The 17,486-nt window shown below is 43.2% G+C and carries 18 protein-coding genes; 7 read left to right on the top strand and 11 right to left on the bottom strand.

Annotated elements, in window-relative coordinates; genetic code table 11:
* Window positions 1-144 precede the first annotated feature (144 nt).
* Together P7F88_RS10745 and P7F88_RS10740 are read left to right on the top strand one after the other, a co-directional pair.
* Window positions 145-1,065 carry an NHL repeat-containing protein gene (locus P7F88_RS10745; protein ID WP_277824496.1) on the top strand — a complete coding sequence of 307 codons (921 nt, stop codon included), beginning with the start codon at window positions 145-147 and terminating at the stop codon, window positions 1,063-1,065.
* A complete protein-coding gene (locus tag P7F88_RS10740; protein WP_277824494.1) occupies window positions 1,065-1,343 on the top strand; it encodes a hypothetical protein in 279 nt (92 codons plus the stop codon). Before P7F88_RS10745 ends, P7F88_RS10740 begins: the two co-directional genes overlap by 1 nt.
* A gap of 258 nt (window positions 1,344-1,601) precedes the next feature.
* Here P7F88_RS10740 and P7F88_RS10735 read toward each other — a convergent pair whose 3' ends face one another.
* Window positions 1,602-2,852 (bottom strand): DEAD/DEAH box helicase, encoded by a 1,251-nt coding sequence (locus tag P7F88_RS10735; RefSeq protein WP_277824492.1) that lies wholly within the window; start codon window positions 2,850-2,852, stop codon window positions 1,602-1,604.
* A gap of 295 nt (window positions 2,853-3,147) precedes the next feature.
* On the opposite strand from P7F88_RS10735, the gene P7F88_RS10730 reads away from it, so the two are divergent.
* A complete protein-coding gene (locus P7F88_RS10730) occupies window positions 3,148-3,837 on the top strand; it encodes a zinc metallopeptidase (RefSeq protein ID WP_277824490.1) in 690 nt (229 codons plus the stop codon).
* A gap of 41 nt (window positions 3,838-3,878) precedes the next feature.
* Here the strand turns inward: P7F88_RS10730 and P7F88_RS10725 are convergent, their stop codons facing one another.
* The gene (locus P7F88_RS10725) at window positions 3,879-4,352 is read right to left on the bottom strand and encodes an Lrp/AsnC family transcriptional regulator (protein WP_277824488.1); all 474 of its coding nucleotides are present in this window, start codon (window positions 4,350-4,352) and stop codon (window positions 3,879-3,881) included.
* A 147-nt stretch (window positions 4,353-4,499) separates the two neighbouring features.
* Between P7F88_RS10725 and P7F88_RS10720 the strand changes: the two genes are divergently transcribed.
* Window positions 4,500-5,549, top strand: coding sequence for a diaminopropionate ammonia-lyase (locus P7F88_RS10720; RefSeq protein WP_338405554.1), 1,050 nt, complete (start codon window positions 4,500-4,502; stop codon window positions 5,547-5,549).
* A gap of 82 nt (window positions 5,550-5,631) precedes the next feature.
* Entirely contained in the window at window positions 5,632-6,171 is a 540-nt protein-coding gene (locus tag P7F88_RS10715) for a peptide deformylase (RefSeq protein WP_277824484.1), read from the top strand.
* 405 nt (window positions 6,172-6,576) lie between these two features.
* Here the strand turns inward: P7F88_RS10715 and P7F88_RS10710 are convergent, their stop codons facing one another.
* From P7F88_RS10710 to P7F88_RS10690, 5 genes are all read right to left on the bottom strand, one after another.
* Window positions 6,577-7,170: a transporter substrate-binding domain-containing protein gene (locus P7F88_RS10710; protein WP_277824482.1), complete on the bottom strand. Its 594-nt coding sequence runs from the start codon at window positions 7,168-7,170 to the stop codon at window positions 6,577-6,579.
* Window positions 7,171-7,544: 374 nt separating this feature from the next.
* Window positions 7,545-8,186: a hypothetical protein gene (locus P7F88_RS10705; protein ID WP_277824480.1), complete on the bottom strand. Its 642-nt coding sequence runs from the start codon at window positions 8,184-8,186 to the stop codon at window positions 7,545-7,547.
* 505 nt (window positions 8,187-8,691) lie between these two features.
* Window positions 8,692-9,615 (bottom strand): SIS domain-containing protein, encoded by a 924-nt coding sequence (locus tag P7F88_RS10700; protein ID WP_277824478.1) that lies wholly within the window; start codon window positions 9,613-9,615, stop codon window positions 8,692-8,694.
* 15 nt (window positions 9,616-9,630) lie between these two features.
* Window positions 9,631-11,055: a glycoside hydrolase family 32 protein gene (locus P7F88_RS10695; RefSeq protein ID WP_277824477.1), complete on the bottom strand. Its 1,425-nt coding sequence runs from the start codon at window positions 11,053-11,055 to the stop codon at window positions 9,631-9,633.
* Window positions 11,056-11,111: 56 nt separating this feature from the next.
* Complete coding sequence (locus tag P7F88_RS10690) at window positions 11,112-12,506, bottom strand: sucrose-specific PTS transporter subunit IIBC (RefSeq protein WP_277824475.1); 1,395 nt, start codon at window positions 12,504-12,506, stop codon at window positions 11,112-11,114.
* A 256-nt stretch (window positions 12,507-12,762) separates the two neighbouring features.
* Here P7F88_RS10690 and rpiB point away from each other — a divergent pair, with 256 nt between their 5' ends.
* Together rpiB and rpe are read left to right on the top strand one after the other, a co-directional pair.
* Window positions 12,763-13,212, top strand: a complete 450-nt coding sequence (rpiB, locus tag P7F88_RS10685; protein ID WP_277824473.1) for a ribose 5-phosphate isomerase B — start codon at window positions 12,763-12,765, stop codon at window positions 13,210-13,212.
* On the top strand, window positions 13,205-13,873 hold the full coding sequence (gene rpe / locus P7F88_RS10680; RefSeq protein WP_277824471.1) for a ribulose-phosphate 3-epimerase: 669 nt from the start codon (window positions 13,205-13,207) through the stop codon (window positions 13,871-13,873). The genes rpiB and rpe overlap by 8 nt, the downstream gene beginning before the upstream one ends.
* Window positions 13,874-13,952: 79 nt before the next feature.
* Here the strand turns inward: rpe and P7F88_RS10675 are convergent, their stop codons facing one another.
* From P7F88_RS10675 to P7F88_RS10660, 4 genes are all read right to left on the bottom strand, one after another.
* On the bottom strand, window positions 13,953-14,819 hold the full coding sequence (locus P7F88_RS10675; RefSeq protein WP_277824469.1) for an EamA family transporter: 867 nt from the start codon (window positions 14,817-14,819) through the stop codon (window positions 13,953-13,955).
* Between the two features lie 10 nt (window positions 14,820-14,829).
* Complete coding sequence (locus P7F88_RS10670; protein ID WP_277824467.1) at window positions 14,830-15,474, bottom strand: GntR family transcriptional regulator; 645 nt, start codon at window positions 15,472-15,474, stop codon at window positions 14,830-14,832.
* 121 nt (window positions 15,475-15,595) lie between these two features.
* The gene (locus tag P7F88_RS10665; protein WP_277824465.1) at window positions 15,596-16,906 is read right to left on the bottom strand and encodes a TRAP transporter large permease; all 1,311 of its coding nucleotides are present in this window, start codon (window positions 16,904-16,906) and stop codon (window positions 15,596-15,598) included.
* Window positions 16,906-17,445, bottom strand: coding sequence for a TRAP transporter small permease (locus P7F88_RS10660; protein ID WP_277824462.1), 540 nt, complete (start codon window positions 17,443-17,445; stop codon window positions 16,906-16,908). The genes P7F88_RS10665 and P7F88_RS10660 overlap by 1 nt, the downstream gene beginning before the upstream one ends.
* Window positions 17,446-17,486: the final 41 nt, after the last annotated feature.

The following is a 17,486-nucleotide window of genomic DNA, read 5'->3' as shown; positions in this document are numbered from 1 at the left end:
GGCAACCTCAATAAATATAGGTAACTGGCTTGGAAGTGACTTCATAAACTTTAAGTTAAATCTGGTGTTATTTATGGTTTATAGATGGTTAATAAAACTTAGACTACTATTCTCCGCAACACAACAAGAGAGCGAGAGATTTTTATGTTTAAGCACACATTAACCACGTTAGCAGTGTCCGTTTCTGTTTTCGCAAATGTATCAGCATCCGAAGCCCAGCCTATTGAAAAATCGGTTGAGTCTGTCATTTCACTACCTGCCGGTCATTTTTTTGAGAACCTTACGTTTCAAAATAAGGAAGAGCTGGTTGCGACCGATTACACCGGAATGTCGCTGTACAAGTATCATGAAAATGGTCAGGCGACACTCTGGTCTAAAGTAGACGGCCACCCTGTTTCTATCCGTTTTGATGAGCAGGGAGAAGGTCTGCTATCGGTACATGAAACGTCCATATTAGAAGGCAAAAGCTTTCTCAACAGTATGGCCTTGTACAAGGTTAATAAAACTGGCGAACTGACCAGATTACTGGGTATCGAGTCACCAGCTTTCTTAAATGGCATGGCTTACCTCGGCAATAGTAAGTACCTGATTGCGGATGCGATCAATGGAAAAATCTACCAGTTCGACATGAAGACCAACCAATTGATGACCTGGCTTGATAACGCGATATTGCAGCCGGAGCAGGATCGTCCCGGGCTACCAGGTGTTAATGGTATTCAGCTATATAAGGGAGCGCTCTATTTTACGAATTCTGCGAAACAGTTACTCGGGAAAATAAACCTGCAGGATCAAAAAGCAGGTGCCATCGAGATTATAGAATCCGGTATTCAGGCTGATGATTTTGTTATCGATGGTGACGGTACCTGGTTTATTACCACCCATCATCACGAAATCATTAAATTGACCGCTGGAAAAGAGAAATCTGTGGTGTTGAATCATGGTATTGCGGGCAATACCGCTATCCAGATGAGCAGAAAAGAAGCCGGAATCTTTTATATCACTAACGATGGTGGCCTGCTGTTTGGTGGCAAGGACAATGCTGGCTTGCACAAAGTGAAATTTTAATGTTCTTTGATGACGAAACAGATGGGGGACGATTGGTAATGGGCTCTGAACGTATAAAGGCAAAAGAAATCTTAACACTTTACGGAGCAAGTAATGCTCAAAAAGAGGCAATACTTCCACACAGTGCGGATGGTGAAGAAATGAAGCGAAGGAGTCATTATATCGTTTTGATTCATGAGTCTCTGAAGATTCTGCTTCGTGATGATATCTCCAGACGTGACTTTATGCTCAAACCTGGAAAGGGAGATCTTTTTAAGAAAAGGCCCCCCTTGTTGTAATGTCTACTGGGTCAGAGCAGGACATAAAGCAGGTGTATGAAGTGATCAGAAACATGCTCTGCTTTTAGCCCCGACCAGAAAACTTATCGATATGATACGTATGTTATGAGAGCGATGAATCACCATGGCTTTCACCTCGGTAGACTTCGGTTTACCGTGGTCAGGACAGTGGACTGAGTGAACCCCAAAAAGGTGAAGCGTTTATAATGCATGGTGGAGCACGCTGTAGAACCAGCCCTCTCTCCCACCATATCCATTCTACTGATTACGTTTTTTCTTCTTTTTACCCGTACCAGCAGGTTTTGCTCGTGGTTTCATTGGTGCAAAGTAAGCTTCACTTTGATCCTCTTCCACTTCAAAGCCCTCAACCTGTTCACGCTCTAGCTGAAACTTATTCTTCTTCTCTATCACTTTAAAGTGGTGGTAATCATCATAATCTATAAGTGATAGCCCAAGGCCGACTTCGCCTGCACGACCACTTCGCCCAATTCGATGCATATAGTCAGCTGGACTACGTGGAAGGTCAAAGTTAATAACCACTGGTAGCTTTTCTATATCAAGGCCACGAGCCGCGATATCGGTAGCAATAAGTACCTGAATCTCACCAGACTTAAACCCTTCAAGCACACGAGTACGAGCACCCTGCCCCTTATCACCATGGAAAACCTCCGCAGTGATGCCGCGTTTTGACAGTTTTTGAGCTAAGTGGTTACAAGCATTCTTGGCATTAACAAAAATCAAAGTCTGTCGCCACTGGTGCTGTTTGATTAGGTGCGCAAGTACAGCTGTCTTCTGACCTTTGTTAACACTAAACACGCGCTGTACCAAAGTACTGGCTTCCGCACTCTGTAATTGAACTTCAACTGGGTCGTGCAACAAGCCTTTAGCCAGGTTCGTAACTTTTTCAGGGAACGTCGCAGAAAACAGTAATGTCTGCTTCTTCTCTGGTAGTAGTGTAAGAATCTGATTGAGTTCGTCGGTAAATCCTAGGCTCAACATACGGTCGGCTTCATCGAGGACGAGTGTTTTTACCTGATCCAACTTAATGGCGTTATTAGATACCAGATCCAGCAGTCGACCCGGAGTCGCGACAATAACATCACTACCACCACGAAGAGCTTGCATTTGAGGGTTCACCGAAACACCACCAAATACTGCAACCGTTTTGATCTTATCTCTAAGATGGTACGAGTAGGATTTAATGTTGTAAGCCACCTGTGATGCTAACTCACGAGTTGGAACTAAAATCAGGTGAGACACGAAGTTGCCGCGGCGGTTATGTGATGTATCTTGCTGGTAAATTTTTTGCAAAATTGGCAACGCAAAAGCGGCTGTCTTACCAGACCCGGTATTGGCACCGCCAACAATATCTCGCCCTTCAAGTATGTGAGGAATAGTATGAGATTGAATTGGAGTCGGATGGCTATATTCCAGAGATTCTAGTCGCTCTACTAAGGTTGGAATCAAACCAAGATCGGCAAATGTCACTTGCTGTGTGTTATCTGTCATTACGATGAGTGGCTCAGTGCTGGGTAAAGGTTGTGCATAGTATGCTATTTGCCGCGAAGATGTTAGTTATAATGCAAATCTCTACTACGTTCTAACCTGAGGAAACTTTCTGTATTGAAATAATCATGTCTATATCACGCAAATCAGTTTTTGGTACTTATCTGAAATCGTAGCAAGTTCAGTTTATAGGCTGTATTTTCTAGTCGTTTTTGATTGATTAAAAGTTTGTCTGCTTTTCATTTCTATGCGTACAATGTTTATTAGTCACACAATTGCTGATTGCATACTGAAATAAATGTTCTGGATAATAATATTACTCATAATCGCGATATGCGTATTCCTGCCGAGCCTGTGGGTCAAGCACGTGATGGAAAAGTACAGACAGCCGGCTGATCGCTACCACAATCAGGGAAGTGGCGGTGAACTTGCGCGCCACCTGCTGGACCGCTTTGATCTAGGTGACGTCGTGGTAGAGGAGACCTCTGCCGGTGATCACTATGATCCAGTAGCAAAGGCTGTGCGTCTGACGCCTGACAATTATTCAGGGTACTCCCTTACTGCAGTGACTGTGGCCGCACATGAAGTGGGGCATGCCATTCAGGATTCAAGTAGAGAACCATTGTTCCTAACGCGGCAGAAACTCGTTAAGGCTGCCATGGTCGGCGAGCGTATTGCCGGCATGATGCTAGTGGCTGCTCCGCTTGTCCTAATGCTAACTCGCCTGCCTCAGGCGGGCGCTCTAATGATAGTAATCGGCGTTGTTTCAATAGCACTAGGTACCTTGGTGCACCTATTGACCCTTCCGGTTGAGTTCGATGCCAGTTATGGCAAGGCGCTGCCAATCCTTAAGAAAGGTGACTATCTGCACGACGGTGACCTGAAGCACGCGGAGAAAATTCTTAAGGCGGCGGCGCTGACCTATGTCGCTGCATCACTAACCAGCTTGTTAAACTTAGGGCGATGGATCGCAGTGCTCCGTCGATAGTGGATGTTTGATGCCAGAGGCTCGCAAGTGATGTGTCTCTATCATGGTCTTCGCTCAATCATTACATCCATCCCGACCTTATTACGTCTCATTACTACATTAGTTTTGAACCTCCTGATATTTGGATCGTCGAAAAATAGTCTATGGGTTAATACCTCGAAGTCTTCCATATCTTTCGCCAAGCAAATCACCGCAAAATCTGCTTCTCCAGTAATGTAGTAACATTGCTGTACTTGGGGCTCATTAATCATTCTTTTTCGAAAATTATCTAGCATATCGGAGCGCTCTCGCTCCATTTCGACTAAAACTAGAAAGGTCATTTTCCACCCCAGTTGCTCTGGGTCAAGAACAGACACATCTCGCAGAATGACACCACTATCTCGTAACCGTTTTATTCGCCTTTGGACTGTAACCGTTGATAACCCTACTTCATCGGCGATCAGGTCAAGAGGTGAACGACAATCTTCCTGAAGAATAGAGAGTATTGCTAAATCAGCTTTATCAAGTTCTATCATAGTTTTCCTAGATCATCCGTATGCATGAGTCATTTTAACACTTATCGCCCGATATTGATGGATAACCATCAAAAGTACACATAAGTATGAGGTATAGACATCATCTAGAAAAGTTAAGCTATAAAAAAGCACACAGAACTTGGATGTATGATGAACAAGGTAATTTCAGACTATATAGAAATATCGTGTCCAACGAAGCCACTGTCATGGCTAACACACTGTACAGATTATGAACCAACTCCATTGACAGAGTTAGCTCCTGTTGGTGAGGCCATAGGGGGCTCGACTTTATTTATCAAAAATGAAACTAGCAGAATGGGGCTTGGTTCCTTCAAAGCTCTCGGGGGAGCGTATGCCGTTTTTTCTTTGGCTGAAGAAAAGCTGGGTCGAATTTTGAAACGGACTCCCAGCCTAAAAGAGGTAATGCAATTAAGTCATGATTATTTGAAACAAGAAACCATTTGTTGTGCGTCAGCAGGAAATCATGGTCTCTCGGTTGCAAAAGGGGCAGCTCTTCTCGGCTTGAAGTGCGAAGTGTGTATATCTGAGCAGGTTCCTAGGATATTTGAAAACCGTTTGCAGCAATTAAGGGCGAAAGTAATACGTGCAGGAATGACCTACGAGGAATCCATGAGCAACGCTTTGTCTCGTTCACAAGCAGATAAAGTCACTCTCATTACAGATTCATCATGGGCAGGTGAAAAGTACTATCCCTCTTTAGTCATGCAGGGATATTCGGTATTGGCTCAGGAGATGCTAGATGATTTTAAGCGATTAGCCCAATGGCCGACACACGTTGTGTTACAGGCTGGTGTAGGAGGTATGGCAGCGGCTGTAACTCAACACATACGAGACAAATGGCCTGTACAACCTGAAATTATTGTGGTCGAACCCGAATGGGCGAACTGTTTACAGCAGAGTGTCAAACATGGGGTTATAACCTCTGTTAAAGGGCCTGTTTCAAATATGGGAAGGTTAGACTGTAAAGAACCTTCAATCTTGGCATTTGATATCCTCAAAGTAGGTGCAGACAGCTTTGTTACTGTCACAGATGAACAGGCTATAGAGGCTAAAAACATGCTTTATAGCCACGGTATCAATACAACAACATCGGGAGCTGCTGGATTAGCTGGATTAATGTTTTCCACCGTTCCAAGCAATGCTAGACCATTGATCATTGTTACAGAGACCCAATGAGAACGAAAAACAATTTGAACAAGCATAATCCAGCGAAAACCAACAGATCGTTTTTAACAACTTTAAACGATAGATTAGTCAGATGAAAAAAGCGCAAATCTTAGCCTTTGGCGAACCAAGTTTACATATTCCAAGTGCTGAAGTTGATATCAACGAGCCTGGATTGTCCGACGAAATTGAACAACTAATAGTAGCTTTAAAAGAATTCCAGTCTGAGCATGGCTGGGGTAGAGCTATGGCTGCACCGCAAATTGGTATAAACAAGCGTATGATTGCTATTAGGATTAAGCAAAACACCCAAGTATTAATTAACCCTCAAATTACCCGTACAAGCTCAAAGAAAATGGTGGTCTGGGATGATTGCATGAGCATGCCTAATATTGCTGTGGAAGTAGAAAGGCACTGCAGTATCGATATCCGCTATACAGATGAGAGTGGACAGCAGTGTTCGTTGACCAATATAGATCCTGATTTCTCCGAACTTTTGCAGCATGAAATTGATCATTTAGACGGTATTGTAATGACAGATAGGATAATAAGTGGTGGTGCAGTCATTCAACGAGACCTAGTGGAAAAGTATGAGAGACATAGGGAGCTAGCAAAACGACATAGCGGCAGATAGCGGCAAAGCTGAGGCCTTCCACAATACTGGGAAGGCCTTACTTAGGATCACTACCTACCAATGTACATGTCTTGAATAGTACCATTGGGAACGCAGTACTTTTGCTAATGGTTGGCAGCGTTGAGATGGTGAAAGAAATCTCCCATTCCTGTTCACTTTTTAACAATTCGCGTACAGTTTCACATTTACATATTTATACTATTGTTAATAACATTAGGCTAAGTGGCAGATACAGGACTATCTTACTTAGCATTCAAATTTCTATTTATTATCTTGTTAATTTCACCACTGAGAATAAGTTGTTTTTTCCCCGAATCGAACTCATCAACAAGTGCTTTATCATTACACATTATGGTGTATTCCGTTATAGGGAAAATATTGTGGTAATCTACAGCGTCAGTTCTATTACTCAATATAATAGAAGTATTTGAAACCATTTCCATCCATAATTACTACATCAACTCGTTCTCTAAACAGCATCTCAAGTGAATCTGCTAGGTGTTCAACTTCAAAGTAACTCGAGTTGTTATCAGCCATCTTCTTGAAGTCATGACCAAGGTATTTAGATGCTCCAGGAAAGGCAAGAATATTTTTGCCATAAAGGTCATTGATAGAGTTTATTTTGAGCAGGGACCTTTCCAAAGTAATAGCCTTATTATGAAAACTTGAGAAGGCCTCGGTCGATTCAAAGTAACCTCGCTTTGACTTTAGTTCAGGTATAGATGGCGCAACACAGTCAAATCTATCTTGTGTAAGCATTATCATTTCTACTCGCTTTATTGGAACGTAAGTCAAAGCCAGTTCTCTCCCTGCGAAGGAGGCTTGTCGAATATCGTGTTCAATCCCTCCATAAAGATGTCTGTTGTCATCTATTAGGTAGTGAGGTGGAGCATTGTGACTGGCATGAGGTACCGCAATATTAATCAAGCGCTCTGAGGCCGCTAGTGAGTGTCCACCCAAAACACAAAAAATATGAAGACATATTAATGCTAATCTCATGTCAGCCGTCACCCAATAGATACAACATGTTAACTATAGCATTGATTGAGAACGAAGTGCTGTGGTGCATTAAGTAATGCTTTAAGTGCATAGAATAGAATCGTGGCTTAAACAAAATGATGGAAGAAACTGTCCAATTCACTTGTGACGAATATACGCAAACTTCGGATCCTATCATGAGCAACTTTCTGAAACGAAGTTTTATGTCTGCATGATTATGTAATCCTGATGAATGGTAGATCTAACTACTGAACAGTAGTTTTTCTAAGTTAGAAATCGCGGATTACTCCAGTTTAGGCAAGTTTTTATGTAGTGGTCAAATTGATTTGGCCACTACATAGTCATTCTTTAGAATATGCAACTCCTACAGACTGTTAATCTTGTTCAGCTCTGAAACAGGGCAATACATCTTGCTCAAAATACGGAGCTTGGTTAACCCAGAACATGTAGTCGATATTTAAAAACTTGTCAGCAAATGAGTACAGCATGGGAACGATGTTATTTCTCTGGTCGACTATCTTTGTTGTGCCAATTTTTCCTATGTAATTGCCGTCTTGAATAGCGATACCTAGTGGGACGCTGTATTCATTCTCGTGCATCATTGCTAGCGTATGGTTTAACTGCCCTCGACGGCGCATCATCAGGTCAGGGGCACCTAAACCCACTCCAATTTGCTCACCATAAGCATAAATCTCTTTTAAATAACCTTTGTCTTCCCACGGTAGCCATTCACCGGGCATGAAGTTAGCATATTGCATGGTAACGCTCTTTGTAAATGCTCCGCGTAGTGAACGCATATTGGCTTTGATGCCTTCAACATATTTTTCCTCTGAGAAACTTAGATCAGTTTTTGGATCTGCTGCCGCGGCGGTTTCTTGTAAATTAATACCTTCAATTCTACCGTCATACACTTTGCCAAGCTCTGCTATGAGCAAAGCAAATCGCTTTTGTACTACTGGGTTCCAACGTTTAGCACTCCAACCATCTTGGTTACCATTATCATCAAACCTTGGCACAGAACCACCATCAAACTCAACACTATTGAGATAGTCAGGAACACCTCAAAACTCTATGCTGAAAGTGGCGTCTTGAAGCTGTACAAACAGCCTTTTCCCATGAGCTTTAAGATACTGATAATCTTCTTCAATAATCGAAAAATCGTATTGACCTTTTTTGGGCTCAAGCAAAGCCCAAGGATACATAACTTGGGCTCCGGAAAAGCGTTTATTGGTCAAAAAAAGTGGTCTTTAAGAGCAGTACGATTACGCGCAAAGTAGACAAAGTGTTTTATATCGTCCTGCGCAATTGGGCAGGTAGCGCTTAGGTGGTTTTTGTATTCATTTTTATATCTATCTACTGGATTCTCCCACTTTGCAGTAGCCGAGATACTCATGAGCAGCGTTGCCGATATGCCAATAGTCAACGATATTTTGGAGAGAATTGTCATAGTTTTAGGAGTTACTCCAATTGATTTGACAATAGGGCTTTGCCCTAAGAACTAATACTCCCACCGCACCGTTATCAACGGTGCAGTGTTTCAACTGCTTTAGTCGTTTTATCCAGATTATCATCCACTTTATCCGGGATCTTACTGGCGATCGTCACATACAAGCTGTCTATCATCGCCAGCTTAACCAAACGGGCGATGCCGTTTTTACCCAACAGTGGCTCCGGAGATGCCGGGGCATATAGCGGGTAGTCAGAGAGCTGAGAAAGCTCGGCATGGAAGTTATTGGTTATTGAGATGATTGTTGCGCCAGACTGTTTTGCTACACGCACCGCATCCATCAAATCTACGGTTTGACCGGAGTGAGAAACCACCAGCACTACATCTTCTTCAGATAGCACACTGGCAGACATCAACATTAAGTGTCTGTCTCTAGGCACCGAAGCTCTAATGCCAAACCTTAATAGCTTATGCTGAAAATCTTCACAGATGATGGTTGAACCACCCACGGCAAATAGCTCAATGTTTTTGCCTTTAACAATCGCATCTGCTGCCGCACTCACCATTTTAGCATCGACAAAGTTCAGGATTTCGGTTAGCGCATTAATCGAGTTTTGTAGAACCTTTGTCACTATCTGTTCGCAGTTGTCATCGGGCTGAAGCTGTTCGCTAGGCGCATAGGTTTCTGAACCTTTATGAGCGTTTAACGCGTCTTTTAACTGCTTAAACCCACTAAATCCCAGCTTTTTCGATACTTTTACAATCAATGCAGTTGATACGCCTAAGCGTTCAGCCACTTCTTTAATTGACGTCGATTTCTGCAGGAAATGAGGCTTGAGAAAGCTTTCCGCAATAGACTGCTCGGTACGTGTTAGCGAAGGCATACGCATACGTATATTGGGTATTACTTGATTGACATCCACAGACAATAACATTCCTTGTGAAACAATCGGCTCATTATACATAGAGAGTACCTGTTCGTCATGATGGCGGCGCATGGCCGCCATACTGTTTTAAATTAATTGCCAGTGGGAACCAGCCACAGCCTGCTTGCTGCTAAGTACCAAGCCTGCTTTTTGCTGGTTATTAATCGCTTTACCAAAGAATCGAGAGGTCGAAACAGCTTCACCTTCGTTAATGAAGACTTCAACACAAGAGTGGTCACGTAGCACTCGTAGAGAAGTCACATCACCTTCCCATAGAATCATTTCCCACTCACCGGTTTTAAGGTTTTTACGGCATGTTTCTAAACCAACTTCCGAAGTGCTAATTCGGAAATCATCCGCAACATCTATCGTCATTGAGATGCCAGTTAGATCTGGCAGATAAAGCTCTACTGATAAGCCATCCAGTTCGATAGTTTCTGCCTGGAACACTTGCGGACTCTGGCGCAATTTTTCCAGCTCTTTAGCTGGCTTCTGTATAACTTTGTCGCCTTTTAGAATCAGTTCTCTCGGGCAGGTCATCTGGTGAATCCAGCCAGATTTAATGGTTGGCTGATAAGCTTCAAACTCATCAGGCTTACCCATCCAGCCAAAAATGATTCTGCGTCCTTCTTCATCTTCCATTGTCTGCGGAGCGTAGAAATCAAAACCATGGTCCATCAATGTGCCTGCACCGTGTTCAAACACAGCATTAGAATGATCAAGGTTACCTACATGGTAAGTCACATCAAAGGTTTCAGTTTTTACGCCTTCTTTCTCTACCCAGTTTTTTGGACAAGAGACAAGAACATGCTTACCTCCTAACGGGAATAGATCCGGGCATTCAAGCATAAAGTCATCAGACTGGTAGCCGTTGTTACCATCGCCAAATACTTCTCCAATCAGTTCCCACTGATTCAGGTCAACAGATGAGTAAAGAAGAACCTGTCCTTTGTAATTCAAGTCTTCTGCACCCAGAACCATGTAATACAGATCGTCATACTTCCAAACCTTTGGATCTCGCACATGGCCGCTGTACCCTTCTGGTAGCTCAAGGACAATACCCTGCTTCTCCACCTGCCCTTCTTTTTCAAGAGTTGCGCGACACTGATAAGCCGTACGCCCACCATCTGCGTATTTAACATTCCCGGTGTAGAACAGCTCTAACTTGCCATCAACTACCAGACCAGAACCTGAGTAACACCCGTGAGTCTCAAAATCTTCTGTCGGCGCCAAAGCCAAAGGCTGATGTGTCCAGTTAATCATATCTTTACTGGTTGCATGTCCCCATGCCTTCGCACCATGAGTACAGGCTTTTGGATTCCACTGATAAAACAGGTGGTATTCACCATTAAAGTAAGCGAGACCATTTGGGTCATTGAGTAAGCCCAAAAGCGGAGAGAAGTGCCACTGAGGACGATGGTGGTCATCCCCCATGTTCGACGCATGATTAAGGGAAATAGCGAGGATATCGTTAATATATTGCTGATCTCTTGTCATATTCGATTTATTCATCAAAAACTCCAAAGCCCCTTCAGTCAGGGGCTTTTATTAATTGCCTGTTTTACCTGTTATTTCTTTTCCAGCATCTTGTCACTGAAACCAAACATGTAAGTCAGACCGAAGGCAACACCACAGCTCACTGCATGTACCAGGAAGTAAGACATTAGCTGACCATCAAGGTAAAGCAGTGTGCCTGGGATTACTGTTACAGCCATGCCGCTTGCTGCCAGCCCTACCATTTGTGCAGTGAAGCCACCTAGCGCACCACCAACCAGAGCGAATACGAATGGGCGGTAGTATCTTAGGTTCACACCGAAGATTGCTGGTTCGATAATGCCCAGGAACGCAGATACTGTTGATGGGAAACAAAGTGCTTTTAGCTTCTTGCTCTGAGTCTTAATACCAACTGCAAGACACGCTGCACCCTGAGCTGAAATCGCACCAGTGATTAGTCCGTTGAATACGTTACTGCCTTCGTTAGCCAGTAGCTGGATTTCAAGAAGGTTAAATACGTGGTGAACACCAGTAACAACAATCAGGTCCCAAACAAAGCCGATAAACAGACCACTCAGACCAAACGGAAGCTCAAGCAGGTAAGTTGTCGCATCTACCATTGCTACTTCAAACGCATGGAAGATAGGACCGATAACCAGCAGAGATACCACACTCATAACAAGCAGAGTCAGGAATGGGGTCAATACCAGATCAAACGCTTCAGGCATAACTGAACGGATACGGCGCTCTAACTTCGCTGTCATCCAGCCCGCAATAAATGCCGGAATAACAGAGCCCTGATAACCTACTACCGGAATGAAGCCAAAGAAGAGTAACGCTTCTGCTTCACCAAAACCGACGGCCCAGGCATTCGGTAGTGCTGGGGAAACCAACATCAGACCAAGCACTAAGCCAATAAGGGGCGTACCTCCAAACACTCGGCTGGCAGACCATGCCACCATCGCTGGTAAGAAAATAAATGCTGTATCAGTTAGGATTTGTGTATAAAGGATGAAGTTTGCTGATATTGCGTCTGGAGTCAGGCCAAATACTGCCAGTACTTCCGGACGAGTAATCAGGCCACGCAGTCCCATGAACAGACCCGTGGCAACCAGTGCCGGAATAAGAGGAACAAATACGTCACTGAAAGTACGAATCGCACGTTGCAGCGCTGTACCCTGCTCTCCTGTTACCTGCTTCATCTCCGACTTGCTTGAAGTAGAAAGATTCAGGCTTTCTACCGCTTCAAATACGCGGTTTACCGTGCCTGTTCCAAAAATAATCTGATACTGGCCGCTGTTAAAGAAAGCACCTTTTACTTTATCTGTTTCCTCGATGCTTTCTTTATCAATCTTGCTTTCATCAGCCACCATCACTCGTAATCTCGTTGCACAGTGTGCAACAGAGATGATGTTATCTTTTCCGCCTAATGAGCCCACCAACTCTTCGGCAATCATCGCATATGACATGGTTATCCTCTGTTTCATGTTTGTTGATTAACTGCTTATTAAATTAGCCCAAGATCTTCCTTTTTACTCCAACATAGATCACAAAAATAATCATTTTGTGTACTTTTTATATTTGTGAATTTATTTGTGCACTTCTTTTATCATTATATTACAATAACTTATTATGTCTTTGAGCAATTTCGTGTATTTTGTTTGTTTACTATTGTGAATTTTATTGTAAACTTTCCATAAATTCGTTCATTAGTGAGTAAGAGATATGAGAATTGCGATTGGTTGTGATCACGTAGGTATTGAGCACAAAGAACTGGTTATCAGTCACTTAGAAAGCAAAGGTATTCAGGTTATCGATCTGGGCGCGCAATCTGCAGAGAGAACCGACTACCCGCAATATGGTTTAGCGGTAGCAAATGCAGTGGTAAAAGGAGACGTTGATCTTGGTGTTCTTATCTGTGGTACCGGTGTTGGTATTTCATTAGCAGCCAACAAAGTGCCGGGCATCCGAGCTGTCGTTTGTAGCGACCCTTATACTGCTGCTCTCTCAAAAGAGCACAACAACACCAATATACTGTCATTTGGTTCCCGCGTTGTAGGTATCGAGCTGGCAAAAATGATTATCGATAGCTGGTTAAACGCAGAGTTTGAAGGTGGCCGCCACCAAAACCGTATCAATCAGATTAAAGAAATCGAGGAGTTACAACATGCCTAAGTTTTGCCCGTCGATGATGTGCGTCGACTTTTCTAAACTTGCTGAAGAGTTAAAAGAGCTGGAAAAAGCAGACGTAGATATGCTGCATATTGATGTTATGGATGGTCATTTTGTACCAAACTTTGCATTAGGCCCTGAAGATATCAAAGCGATCCGAAACCTGACAAACATTGATTACGATGTTCATTTGATGCTATCTGACCCAGACCAGTTTATTGATCTGTTTGCTTCTTTAGGTCCAAAGTTAATGTACGTGCATGCTGAAGCGCCACCTCATCTTCACCGTACCCTTGGAAATATTCAGGCTAAAGGTATCAAATCTGGTCTGGCTATTAATCCGGGTACACCACTGAGCGCGATTGAAGATGTGCTGGATGTGACTGACGTGATTCTTATTATGTCTGTAAATCCAGGGTTTGCTGGTCAGGCATTTATCGATAACGCATACAACCGAATCGATCGAATCATCGAGATGATCGAAGCTAAAGGTACGAACACAAAACTTGCTATCGATGGCGCGATCAGCCCACAAGTTATCGAAAGACTGCAAGATAAGATGGAGTACTTCATTCTTGGAACAGCTGGCCTGTTCGGCAAAGAAAAGAGTTACGCTGAAACAATGAAAGATCTTAGAAATCTTGGACAGCAAGTGGCAGCATAAATAAAGAACATATCTTAACAACGTCAGTAATAAGCCCAGTAACCCCAACTGGGCTTTCTATATCATTGGATATACTTACTTAAAGATAAAAAAGTGCCACTGCCCCAAACATCCCGGCCGCAGCAATCAGCTTTTTACGCCAGACAGACGCCGGTTGTTTAACCTGATGACGGAAGAAGAGATAAGCCAGAATAACGCCAATAACCCCTCGCAGTGACTGGACAACATTGCCGGACACAACACCAGAAATATTAAAGCCAATAATCAGGAATATCACCGCAACAAACCAGGCTAGTGCAACCCATTTGGCCTGATAAGCCATTTTAAAACTTACCTTCATTGGCTTCATTAACGGAATAGCAAACACACCACATACCAGGTAGTTAATACATATAGTGGCAAAAGACTGTTCGACCGGAGAAGCATCTATCAGGTTGTGGGACAACTGGGTAATAGACATATCAGACAGGCTATAGAAAACACTCGCGCCCAAAACCAGCATCAACGGGGCAATGTCTATCTTTCCCGACATAGAAGAGAAATACCAACCCAACGACAGAATCAACCCTATAGATATCCCCTGCATCAGATTAAATTCTGCTCCGAAAAACACGATAGAGATAACCGCCAAAACAGGAATCTTTAACGCTAATAGTGGTGAAGCAATAGATGCGTCGCTACGCCTGATAGCATTAATTAACAAATACTGTGCGATAAGATAAGGCGCATTGATTTTGAAAAAGTCCCAGGCTAAATCAAGCTCAATCAACCGCCAATATCCGAACACCAACGTCGGGATAAGTGCAAACAGGCCGATACACACATGCACCGCTACCAGTAACTTTACACCATCAATATTGTATTTTTGTTGGCAACTTTGAGTCAGCGTATAGTTCAACGCCTGAAAAGTTGCCCCCAAAAAACTGGCGATAACACCTAATAGCATTTAGAAACACTCATGAAAGGTTTGCTGTGCTCCAGTAAGCACCATGCTCCGGCAGGATATGACAGATCAACTGATACATAGCATCATTAATACTGTCGTCCTGAAGGGCTCTGACTATCGAATTATGTTGTTCGAAAGAACGCTGAAGATGCTCTTCGTTTCCACCAAGGTGGTTTCGGGCAGTCGCCATTCGAGCAGAGATCAGAGCATAAGACTCCTGAAAATAGCGGTTATCGCACAAGGAGATAAACGTCTGATGGAACTGATTGTCCAGTTTCAGGTACTCAAGCGTACTAGAGTTGCTCAAACAGACTTCCATTTTATCGAGAATAAAGCAGAGTTCCTGAATCAACTGTTTAGGGTTGTTCTTCCAGGCTAGTTTTAACCCTTCGGATTCAATGAAATACCGAAACTCCAACAGCTCGGTAAACTCATCAGCTGTTACATGAAAAACAAAGGTTCCGCTCTTTGGTTTGATCTGAACCAGACCTTCGCTTTGAAGTCTTTTTAAGGCGTCACGTATTGGGGCTTTAGTTGCATTTAGCTTATTGGCAAGCACCGTCTCGGATATCTTCATACCCATAGGCAAAGTGCCAACAATTATCATCTCCCGAATTCGACGGTAAATGACATCTTTAAGTAGGTCTTGCTTCATTTATACATCACTCGCAAATCTTATTTTGTATTATTATATAATTTAATTGTTTAATCTGAAATGTCAAGAAAACGAGAAAAAGGAGCATGAATCATGCTCCTTTGATTCCAATACTCATACATTACAACAAGATAGAAGGTAAGACCAGTGACAATTGTGGAATGAAAGTTACCATCATTAGCATGACTAACATTGCAAATAAGAACGGTGTGATCGATTTCACCAAATCTTCAAGGGAAACATTCGCTACACCCGTTGCTACAAACAAGTTAGCACCCAATGGTGGAGTACAGAATCCGATGGCAAGGTTAACCGTCATAATGATACCGAAGTGAATCGGGTCCACTCCCATTGTCTGAACAATCGGTAGAAGGATTGGTGTCAGGATGATGATGGAAGCGATGGTTTCCATGAACATACCAACAATCAGTAGCATGATATTTATCAGCATTAGTACGATTAATGGATTCTCGGATACCGATGTAATCATGTTTGCGACTTCTACAGGTACACGCTCCAGGGTAAGTAGTCGACCAAACGAAGCCGCCATCACCACCATCACAAGCACAGTTGCTGAAGTTAAGCCTGCTTTTAGGAACACACTGCTCAGATCGCCGATCTTTAAATCGCGGTAGATATAAAGACTGATCACCAATGCATACACTACCGCTACACCAGCAGCTTCCGTTGGCGTGAAGATACCACCGTAGATACCACCTAAGATAATCACCGGAACAATCAGAGCCCACATTGAATGCTGACGCCAGCCTTTCGGTGCGCTTTCATCTATGGAAGAAATAGCATCTTCCATTCTCTTAGTCGCGCGACTAGCTGGGAACAAGTTCTTGTTAACGTTCAGCTTGGCCACAAGCATAAAGCCTAAACCGAACAGCAACCCTGGAATAACACCTGCAAGGAAGAGTTTACCAATAGACTGGTTTGCCGTTACACCATAAATAATAAGCGGTATGGAAGGCGGGATCATAACGCCAGTAATACCCGCTGCCGCCGTAATTGCTGCAGAAAATGGGCGTTTGTATCCTACACGTTCCATTTCAGGAATCATGTTAGATCCAATCGCTGCCACGGTTGCTGGTGATGAACCAGATATTGCTGCAAAGAACATGCTTGCCAGTACGTTTACGTACGCTAGGCCCGCTTTAAAGTGACCAACCAGATTATAAGCAGCGCCAACGATTCGCGATGACAATCCACCACGCTGCATGATTTCACCAGCCAGAACAAACAATGGAATCGCCACTAGCGGGAAAGAGTTGCCCCCCATTACCGCACTTTTCGCAAGTAGAGTAATGTTTGGTGTTTTTGGCAGATATTCCAAAACAACCAGTGAAGATACACCCAAACAAATCGCAACTGGTGCACCAAGAAGTACTAATAAAAGAAATACACCAAATAGAGTAACAGTAACCATTACTTACCTCCCTCGTGCGACAATGAAGAATCCGGAGTCTCTGTCTTAATCAACGAGGAGATATCCTGATAAAGGTTTTGAAGTAAGCGGAATGCACTTAACAGAGCACCTACCGGCAAAGAACCATAAAGCCATTGCATACTGACTCGTGTCTCAGATAGTGGCCAGTAAAGTACAATCGAACTTTGTCTTGCAATGATCGGGCTTGAAATCTGCTCCCAACCATAGATGAACAGTTTCACCATACACCACAGTACAACCAGGTTTACGAGGATGTTGATGATGTCAAAAACTCGCTTCGGAAACAGATTGATTAACGCAGTAACAGAGATGTGTTTGCGTGTTTTAAAACCGTAACTTACCCCAACCCAAATAAACCAGATGAAGCACCAACGGACAAATTCCTCACTCCAGGGTAATGAGTTACTAAAGATGTAGCGCATTACTACCTGCAAAAAAATCCAGAAAACGATGTTTGCCAGCAAGAAGTTAATCATCCAGGCTTCAATGTTTTCGTCTAATATTTTCAACCATTTCATTATGTAATCCTCTGACCCGGCTATATAAATAGCCGGGTCGT

This window comes from Vibrio hannami (assembly GCF_029589055.1).
In the GTDB taxonomy this organism is placed as follows: domain Bacteria; phylum Pseudomonadota; class Gammaproteobacteria; order Enterobacterales; family Vibrionaceae; genus Vibrio; species Vibrio hannami.
This window is presented reverse-complemented; position numbering and strand designations above follow the sequence as displayed.